The sequence below is a fragment of the Bacillus sp. JJ675 genome, assembly GCF_036963165.1.
Taxonomy (GTDB): domain Bacteria; phylum Bacillota; class Bacilli; order Bacillales; family Bacillaceae; genus Bacillus; species Bacillus glycinifermentans.
Genome location: NZ_JBALMR010000004.1, coordinates 1 through 9,129 on the forward strand (window position 1 = coordinate 1; position 9,129 = coordinate 9,129).

The 9,129-nt window shown below is 41.0% G+C and carries 12 protein-coding genes; 8 read left to right on the top strand and 4 right to left on the bottom strand.

Translation table 11 applies throughout. The features are described from left to right. The 3 genes from V7126_RS00370 to V7126_RS00380 form a co-directional block, all read right to left on the bottom strand. Positions 1–1,115, bottom strand: a 1,115-nt coding sequence (locus V7126_RS00370) for a RapH N-terminal domain-containing protein (RefSeq protein ID WP_011161216.1), incomplete at its 3' end; no start/stop codon positions are given. 214 nt (positions 1,116–1,329) lie between these two features. Beyond that, positions 1,330–1,590, bottom strand: coding sequence for a hypothetical protein (locus V7126_RS00375; RefSeq protein WP_046129924.1), 261 nt, complete (start codon positions 1,588–1,590; stop codon positions 1,330–1,332). Positions 1,591–1,897: 307 nt separating this feature from the next. Then, positions 1,898–2,068: a hypothetical protein gene (locus tag V7126_RS00380; protein WP_011161206.1), complete on the bottom strand. Its 171-nt coding sequence runs from the start codon at positions 2,066–2,068 to the stop codon at positions 1,898–1,900. Positions 2,069–2,473: 405 nt separating this feature from the next. On the opposite strand from V7126_RS00380, the gene V7126_RS00385 reads away from it, so the two are divergent. The 8 genes from V7126_RS00385 to V7126_RS00420 all read left to right on the top strand — a co-directional run bounded on the left by V7126_RS00385 (position 2,474) and on the right by V7126_RS00420 (position 7,050). After that, positions 2,474–3,229 carry a hypothetical protein gene (locus V7126_RS00385; RefSeq protein ID WP_011161207.1) on the top strand — a complete coding sequence of 252 codons (756 nt, stop codon included), beginning with the start codon at positions 2,474–2,476 and terminating at the stop codon, positions 3,227–3,229. Further along, the gene (locus V7126_RS00390; protein WP_011161208.1) at positions 3,229–3,861 is read left to right on the top strand and encodes a relaxase/mobilization nuclease domain-containing protein; all 633 of its coding nucleotides are present in this window, start codon (positions 3,229–3,231) and stop codon (positions 3,859–3,861) included. The genes V7126_RS00385 and V7126_RS00390 overlap by 1 nt, the downstream gene beginning before the upstream one ends. A 125-nt stretch (positions 3,862–3,986) precedes the next feature. Next, on the top strand, positions 3,987–4,478 hold the full coding sequence (locus V7126_RS00395) for a DUF3967 domain-containing protein (protein ID WP_011161209.1): 492 nt from the start codon (positions 3,987–3,989) through the stop codon (positions 4,476–4,478). A gap of 209 nt (positions 4,479–4,687) precedes the next feature. Next, positions 4,688–5,095: a thioredoxin family protein gene (locus V7126_RS00400; RefSeq protein ID WP_011161210.1), complete on the top strand. Its 408-nt coding sequence runs from the start codon at positions 4,688–4,690 to the stop codon at positions 5,093–5,095. An 11-nt stretch (positions 5,096–5,106) separates the two neighbouring features. Continuing rightward, positions 5,107–5,520, top strand: a complete 414-nt coding sequence (locus V7126_RS00405; RefSeq protein WP_046129925.1) for a disulfide oxidoreductase — start codon at positions 5,107–5,109, stop codon at positions 5,518–5,520. Positions 5,521–5,644: 124 nt separating this feature from the next. Beyond that, entirely contained in the window at positions 5,645–6,334 is a 690-nt protein-coding gene (locus V7126_RS00410) for a hypothetical protein (RefSeq protein WP_011161212.1), read from the top strand. A 118-nt stretch (positions 6,335–6,452) separates the two neighbouring features. Further along, positions 6,453–6,653: a helix-turn-helix transcriptional regulator gene (locus V7126_RS00415; RefSeq protein ID WP_017473912.1), complete on the top strand. Its 201-nt coding sequence runs from the start codon at positions 6,453–6,455 to the stop codon at positions 6,651–6,653. A gap of 22 nt (positions 6,654–6,675) precedes the next feature. After that, positions 6,676–7,050, top strand: coding sequence for a hypothetical protein (locus tag V7126_RS00420; RefSeq protein WP_011161213.1), 375 nt, complete (start codon positions 6,676–6,678; stop codon positions 7,048–7,050). A 31-nt stretch (positions 7,051–7,081) separates the two neighbouring features. On the opposite strand, the gene V7126_RS00425 is transcribed toward V7126_RS00420, so the two are convergent. Continuing rightward, positions 7,082–8,104 carry a protein rep gene (locus V7126_RS00425; RefSeq protein WP_011161214.1) on the bottom strand — a complete coding sequence of 341 codons (1,023 nt, stop codon included), beginning with the start codon at positions 8,102–8,104 and terminating at the stop codon, positions 7,082–7,084. Positions 8,105–9,129 lie beyond the last annotated feature (1,025 nt).

Here is a 9,129-nt window from a genome sequence, read left to right on the forward strand (position 1 = left end):
TACATTTCATACAGGAAATCGCCCCTTTGAATTTGTTTTTGAGCATCCACCATCTGCTTAAAGAAAAAAACAGAATCATCCAGACGCCCATTTTTAGTATAAAATTCCGCAGCAACTAAAGCCAGCTCCTCCAGATAAGGATAACCCCGGCCATCTTTAAGTGGTTCAAAAGCCTCCAGAACTTTCGATCTGTCCGCTTGTTTGAGGAACAACGCTTCTAAAACGCCCAGCAAATACAAACACAAGTCATCCTGGAATTCATGAGCGTATTCTTGGGCCTTTTCAAAACATTCTTGTCCTTCTGGTTTTTCATCTTTGGTGAAATGAATTAAAGCTAAATCATAATAAGCGCTTGTGATTTCTTTAGCTTTTGCCTTTTTGGCCGCTTTAATGGCCTCATGATAAAAAGGCACTGCCTGAAAGCTTCCAATTCTGCTATAACAGTGACCCATGTTCAATAATGCTTTAGTGATCATCGTCCAATTATCAATCTCTTGCGAGAGAGCCAATGCCTTGTGCAGATGGGGCAAAGCGCGATCATGCGCCAATAAATCATCATAATTTCCCGAAATAACAAAGTGGCATTGTATCTGGCGGACTTTGTATGTAACCTCCTTTTGATAAATTTCATCAGCAAGAGAGATATAATACATCGACATATGGGTTTGTTTCATGTGATAGAAGACTTCAGCCATCTTAAAGTAAAATTCAGCTTTTTCTATTTTGTCAGAAACTTTTGTTAATTTCTTCTCCGCTGCTCTATAAGACTTAATGGCTTTTATGTATTTTCCCTGCGAAAAGTAGTACATTCCGGTAAAAAACGAGCGATAGTATTCCAACAACCCCGAGAATTTTCTACCCTGTCCCTCGATTTCTCTAAGGTAATCAGCAAGGCTCATCCTTTCCTCGTTTGGAAAAAGGTAGTCCAACATCAGCTGATGCCTCAAATCCATCATCTGATAGTACAATAGGGTGTCTTGATCCTCTTCCATTCTGTCTAAATCCTGCTCAATTTCGGCTTTCAACCGTTCCGCTTCTATCACATTCAGCTTCTGGATTTCGTTGTACCACGCATTGATTTTCATTCCCACAGATGAAGATGGTATGGTTTCCAATGAGCCTCATTCCTTCCTTCCCAACAAAAACCCTTTTTATGTTAAAGATTAACATAAAGATGCCCGCCAATAATCGCAGAAAATCTCTTAGAAAAAATGTTGCGTGACGCCGCAAACAAAAAAAACGCTCCTGCCAAAAAGCAAGAGCGCTAAAACAAAACATGTGAGCAGCTAAAGTTATACAACTTTATTCAGCGATCAAAAAGCCTCGGAATTAGCTCTCTATATCCGCCCCGATCTCCTTCGCAAATTCAATCATTTTTTTCCGCCTGCTCTCAAACACCTCATCCAGTCTATCAAAACGCTCATTCATATTTTTTTCAAACTCACTCAGTTCCCTCTTCAACGCCACAGTCTCTGCTTTGATACCCGATCGCGTATCTCCCAAATCCTCTTTTATCTCATCCAAACCCTCTTTAATCATCTGGCCCAAATCCTCTAGTGCCTTCAGTACCTTTTCCTCTTCTGTCTTCACTTACTTCCACCTTTCCAAAAACCGAACGACCAGGAACCAGGTTAGGGATCCAAATCGACAAAAAGACGAACGACTAAAATCGCCGGCAACTGCCTTTACCTCCCGATTCCCGAACATCGGCCCCGCTTTTTATTCCACGGTTCGATTGACAACGAGCCTCCGCACCCTCAAACTCCCAAAGGCAACCCCGCAGGGCGAAAACCGCCCTCCGGGGCCACCTCCGGCAGTTTGCATGAGAGTGCCTCTCATTGTAAATCGACTTTCGCGGCATAAACGCTTGTTTTCTCCCTGCAGCAGCCAGTCCTCCTCAAGACCTTGCCAGTTCGAGCGCTTTTTGTATGTATTCCTCTTCTGTAATTTCTCCATGAAACCGCCTTTTCAAAAGCTCTTCCTCTTCTTTTGTAAGCACTAAGCCTTCAAAATCAAGGGTTGCTCGTACATGTCTCATGGCTTTTTCGAAGTCAATTTCCCTTGTCATGATCCTTACTCTCCCTTTATCCAATTGTATCACTTCAAGAGCAGGGCAGGCGGGCGAATGAAGTCGCCCATTGCCTGCCCCCGATGCGCAATGAACAGGGTGAGCCTCGTTACTCCTCCCTGTTCAAAGCCGCATCTTTTGCCTCGTTCCAGGTGCGCGACTCCCTGCCGGATTGTCTCGCAGCCCTCCACTTCAGCAAGCCATTTGTCCTCAATCGGAGCCTGCCCGATTTGCGGTAAATGGCATCCCAGCACCCCTGTGGGGTGTGAGAGGCGGAGCTAAAAGTGTCGGACACAATGTTTCCGACACACTCCGCAAAGGGGATGACACGTCCTCCCCCTTGACCCCCACCGTGCGACACTCTAAAATTGAGCTAAACACTCAATTTTAGGAGGTCGAAAAACCATGGTCGCCCGGCAAAAAGAATCCGTCCGACTCGACCCTGAAATTGTTTCGCTCGGTCGCAAGCTCGCGAAACAAGATTTCGGGTCTGAAAAGAAGTTTGGCCTTTTGATCGAGAACGCCATCAGGGCGTATCACGCTCGAAAAGTCCAACCTGTCGAAGCAAGCTCGCTGCTGTCCGCAACCGAGCAAGCTTTGATCGACAGGATTGAAAAACGCGTTCAAGACATGGGAAAGCAAACCGTTGAACGGATTGCTAACCTCACGGCAAAGTCATCATTCGAGACAGTCTACAGCTCCATCATTCTGGAACAAATATTTGACAGTCTCTTTAACAAAAGCAATCCAAAACAAAAGCGTGAAGAAATCCGCGGACTTGCCGCCAAGCGAATGCAAGGCCGTCTCGACAAGGAAGGCGCTGAAAAGATCAGCTCTCTCATTCAGGAAAACAAAGCACTAGAGTCTGAATGCAATCAGATCAGAGAGATGCTTGCCCAAATGGCAGCACAATACGAAGAGCTTCAGAAACTGCATGAGTCATTAAATCAAAAGCACGAAAATCAAAAAGCCAACACCCAACATTATTACAACCGCGCAAGACAGCTCGATCAGGAAAAAGAGGAGTTGACCCGACAGCTGCGTAATCAAGAAAAAGAAAACGCATCGCTGCAGAAAAAACTCCAGTTCCTTCTGGACAATTACAGCCGGTTTAAGTCAAACAGGAATTTGATTGAAGAATACGAGCAGGGGAGATACTGATGGTCGTTCATGTGAAATCGCTTGGTTTTGCCAGCCACCACAAAGGCGGCAAGCCGATCTCTCACATCAAAGAGCATATCAAGTACATAGAACTTAATCGTGATCATCACCGGACGCCGCCGGAACTGTTCACGGCTACCCAGGACAACATCAAACGAATTGAATTTTTCCAAAAGCTGAACGAACAGCCAAAGGTCGGCGTGGTCGGCCATAAGCTCGTGATCTCGCTCAGCGAGGATGAAAAAGAGCGCTACGGGACCGATCTGAAAGAATTGGTCCGAGACACGATGAATCGTTTTGAAACCAAGTACAACGTTAAACTAGATTGGGTTTCCGCCGTCCATGATGATAAAGGGCATCCTCACGCGCATGTCGTCATTCGAGGCTATAACGAGGATGGAAAACAGGTCGGCCTGTATCCTTCCCACCTGAAAGACTTGCATCAATTCGCTGATCAGGAAAAGCTACGGCAGTTTGAGAGATCAAAAGACAGCGCCCGCAGTCGTGATTTTTTGAAAGAGCTAGAGGAAGAAAGAAAGCATGAACCAACGCTTGATCTACCCCTTGCATTGGAGCCGGAACATGCCGTCAAAAACAAAGCACGATCAAGAGATCAAGAAATGGAACGTTGAGACAGGCCCCGCGGCCTGTTTTTTTGTTTTTCTGGCTTGTAGCGTTGACTTTTCGAAATAGGAAGGCATTTACGAGATTCATAGCGAATGTTGTAGCGCATAAGGAAAAATCGAGGTGATCCGCTATGAACACCGATACAACCGCTACAAAACTTACTTCAAAAGACGTGTCCTCCCGCCTTGGCATAGAGACCGTCACAGTCCGCAAATATTCAAAGCTGCTCGAGTCTCACGGCTATTTTTTCGAGCGCGACACCAAGGGCTGGCGACTCTACAACAAAGATGATTTATCCGCTATAGAGTATCTCTACAACATGAACAAATTGGACGGCCAATCCCTCCAAAAAGCAGCTGAACACATAGCGCATCTGTATCGGTCAAAATTGACCGTATCGCAACCCGATACACCGATACAAAACGATGAAAGGCGCGCCTTATTTCAATTTGTCAAACAACAGGAAGAGTTCAATAAAATGATGCTGGAACGCATTGAGCTTTTTGAAAAACGGCAGCAGGAAAGAGACGAAATGCTAATGAAATCCCTCCGCGAATCCCAGAAAACTCAAAAAATGCTGGCTGCTGCCCGCGAAAAAAAGTGGTGGCAATTCTGGAAATGAGCAGATGAATATGCCCACCACTTTTTTGAATCCCCCTGTTTGTTAGAGCGCACGTAAGCACCTGAAGGTGCTTACGTCTAAATAACTCCAAATAGACAAGCCTATTGTCATAGATCGAAATCACTTCCAATTTTTTGACAAAATCAAAATAGGGGTATATATTTCCCTTATAATCTAAATAGATCTAAATCTGTATGGAGGTAACAAAATTGAACAAAAAATGGATCATAATATTTGTAATCATCTTTGCAGCATGTTTAGCCTTTGTTATTTTCTTTCAATCAAACAGTAACAGTGCCCAAGCCCACGAGAATATCGATCTGAATGAATATCAAGAAAAGATAAACAAAAAACAAAATTTTATTATTTACATTTATTCTCCGACATGCGCAACATGCGAAGAATTCGCTCCTACTCTTAATGCTACAATCCAAGACACGAAAACTAAAGTATATAGTCTAAATGTTTCTGAAATAAACAACAACAAAAAGGTTTTCTTAGAAAAACAAAGCATTGAAGTCACTCCATCGCTCATTAAATACAAAAATGGGAAAGAACAAGACAGAAGAATTGGCAACATTCCAGAAAAAGAATTAAAAGAATTTCTGAAAAAATAAAGATTGAAACAATGGAGGTCTGGAAGTTGCTCAAAAAAGGTCATGTAATAGCGTGGACTATAGCCTTTTTATCAATGATAGGAAGTCTATATTTCAGCGAAATAAAACAATTCGATCCCTGTAAACTTTGTTGGTATCAAAGAATTTTAATGTACCCAATAGTTATTCTTCTAGGAGTATCTTTCATCACAAAAGACCGAAATATAGATAAATATATTTTATCTTTATCTATACCTGGATTTTTCTTAGCTTTATACCAAGTTTTCTTACAAAAAACATTGCAAGTCTTTCAACCCTGCAGTATTAACGAATCCTGCTCAGAAACATATATCAATTGGCTGGGATTCATTTCAATTCCAATGCTTTCACTCACTGCCTTTTTCATAATAACGATTTCAATATTGTATTCAAAAAGAACTGATTAACTCCAAAAACGAACTAGTATTTTTTTACTATTTTTCCATTTTAATTGGACTATTATTTGGTTTTTTTGTTAATCTATAGAAGAAGGTGGAACTAAATACACCCAAAAAATAAGGAGGAAATACTATGAAAAAGCTATTAGCAGCAGTAATGATTCTCGGGATCGCTTTCTTCAATCTATCGGTCTCTCAAGCTTCCAACATCAACGAAAATGCTAAAGTGAGAGAACAAGTAGAAATCATCAAAGAACATGCAACTTCCTTAAACAAATCACAGATTAAAAAGGCAGAAAAAGCAATTAAAAAGGCCATTGACGAAAAGAAGATAACTCTAAAAGGAGAAGGAAACCTTTCATTTGAAGAAGCATCTGGTTACAAATTTGACGAGACCCAAGATAACATTCAAACAATTACCATTCCATACAAAGAGAATGTGGAAAGTGAAGTTTCATCTTTAAACAATGTCACTGTTGTCTTTGATTCAACATCAGACATTAAACAATATTCAGAAGTTAAAATTAACGAAACATCTACTCATGCAAAAAGCACTGTTTATGTAAATGGTAAAGAAGCCGGATCTACGACAATTGAGAAAACAAATACAAAGTCTAACGGAGATTTTCAAACAGCAGGTTACATAGACGATGTGAACAAATGTATGAAAAAATATGGGGTAAGCCCTGAAACAGCTTCACTAGCAATAAGCACATGTGGACTCGTTTGCACTGTATCAGCAGGAACTCTATGCATACCATGCCTTGGTACAATTGGGGCAGCTAGTGGTGGAGTAATTGTAGCTTGTATGATAAACCCATAATCAAACCAAGCTTGCCAATAAGGCAAGCTTTTTTTATAAAATAGGTGTAAAGTACCCTTTACGTAAAATTCGCTTTACACTAAAATGGAAACAAATCAACAAAAAGGAGGTTTTATATTTGAAAAACAGGATACAGGAATATAGAAATAAACACGGATATTCTCAAGATAAGTTAGCCGAAATCCTAAAGGTAAGCAGACAAACAATTATCTCACTTGAAAAAGGCAAATATAATCCTTCACTTCCACTAGCGATAGCAATCGCAAAAACCTTTAACACCAATGTCGAAAACATCTTTTTATACGAGGAAAAGGATTAAACTTAACTTAGGAGGGCAAACTATGACTTCTCGAAGAAATTTTTTATTACTTGGAGTTTTATTTTTAATGATTTTTGGTGTGAGAACTTTTATTGGGATAGCAACAAATTCTTTATCACTTATTGAATTATTGGCGTATGGAACCGCAGCATTTATATGCTTTGCAGGAGGTTACATCTTTCCTCAATTCAAAGCGAAAGATGAAAGAGCAAACTTTATTAAACAAAAAGGAATGAAATACTCATTCATTGCTCTACTCATTTACCTGATTTTGATATTGTACGGCACTTATTTTAACATTGTAACATTGTCAATGTTTGAAACACTAAGTATTGTTATATCACTTACAATCATCACACTATACACATCTTGGATCATACTATCAAAAAAATATTGAATCAGAAGAGCAGGCCACCCGGCCTGCTCTCTCACTTGATTATGTAGTTTTTAATGCCTGGATGCCAATAAGCCATTACCTCAAACGCAGCGTTTGCCACCTCATCATCTTCTTCCTCGATCTTAACCAGATCGCCGTCCTCTGCATCACCGAGATTCAGTTCCTTATGTATTTCCTTCAAAATTCCACCATATCCGATTAACCGCCGAGCCGACAGCGCATCGTCCAGATAGTAGACCGTATCCAAATTGTCTTCAGTCACCTTGTTGCCGCGGACAATATCCGTATCCTTCACTGGGTACTTTGAAATTTCCAAAACGGCTTTTTGCTCCTCCATGGCCTCTCGCACTTCACTCTCAATCTGTTCAGCATCAATTTTGGCTTTTCCTTTTACTCGACGAATATCGACAATCGGCGTGTAATCAAGTTTCATTGCCTTTTTCCAAAAGCTTGTCCATTCCTCTTGTTTAATATAGCTTTTACCAAAATAATTTCTTTTGACCGGCACTAAAACATGAAAATGAGGATGGTATGTATGTTCTTCATGATTTTTTGTAATCTCCAATGCTCTAAAAAAGCCAAGCGTTGAAGATTTCACTTTCTTGTATTGAAATAGTTTTCTAAACCCTTGCATCATATCCGAAATCGTCTGACGGAGCTCTCCCCCCTCGACATTCCGAACTGTCAACGTGAGAAATAACCAAGCACAATGATATTGCCGATTGGCTTCCTCAACAATCAATTTATTGTGATATGCAATTTTTAACGACCTGCGCCAGGCACACATCGGGCATAACCTCACTTTACAAAAATAGGCTTGGTACAGTTTTAATCTGCCCGTTTCCGGGTCTCTTTTAAACGACAATTGCTCCGCACATTCAAACATCCGTTTAGCCTTTTTGCTGTAGTAAGGCGCGCCAATTCGATTTTTCAAACCTTCATAGTGCTTGGCCATGAGATCGGACCGGGATTTCTTCCCCTTCCAATCTCTCTTTTTTCCTGTTGCGGTCTCGTCCACAAGGATGTTATAATTTGATTCAGATGAATAACACAAAATAAAACTCCTTTCTGAGCTAGTTTTCTAGCGTTCTATTATTTTTGCCGACACTTAAATAATAGCAGAAGGAGTTTTTACCTGTCAAAAAAGGCTTGAAGCCTTGACAGACAAGGAATTGAAGCTGTTTTTTAAAATGACAGTGTTTCTATATAGTATCAAGATAAGAAAAGACTCGATTTTGGCCCCGCCAAAATCGCAAAAAACCGGCTTTTTAGCCGGCTTTTTTTAAAACCAAAAACCAAAAACCCCAAATCCCCCCCGAAGGGGGGAGATTTTTTTTCAAAAATCGGCTTTTTTCATACGAAAAAGCCTTTTTTGTGTCCAAAAACGCGCTTTTTTCAATTCCACATGTAAGCGATCGGTAACAAATTCGTTCTTTTCGGCTGAAAATCGGCCCGAAAGAGTTACACTTTCAAAATATTTTAAAGCCCCTGCGGGTACAATGCGATAGCATTATTTGAAACCATTCAGCACCTTCAGGTGCATAGATGGGCACTCCCCATCTCTTCAGATGTCGTGACCATGTCCTGATTGGGGCACAGCAAGTCCAAAAAGTGTCCTAAAGATGTCTTGTGTGCTTTTCTTCTCTTAAAAAATCGTTTAAAAGCCCTCTGAGCGTTTTTGAAGTATTCCGGCTCCTTTAAGTCGTGTTTTCCCAAAAAAGTCCTCAGAAACGATTCTGAGCATCCTCAGAGACATTTCTTTCTCTCTTACAGACTCTCAAACACAAAAAAAGACGGAACGCATACGTCCGTCTAATAAAACATCCCGCTGGTCATCACGTTGCATTTCGTATCGCAATCTGTGCATCGCTTTGAACTTCAGAAGAAAATCCAATCACACCCAGCGTTAATACTCCCAAAATGATGGCTGCTGACAAAAGGCTTTTACATTTCATACAGGAAATTCGCTCCTCACCTTGCTTTTTTCATCAAGTCGCATTTCTCGAAGCAACTTGCACATCCCCATGATCTACATAAGAGAAACCAGCTACGCCTAGCGTTAATACCCCTAAGATGATG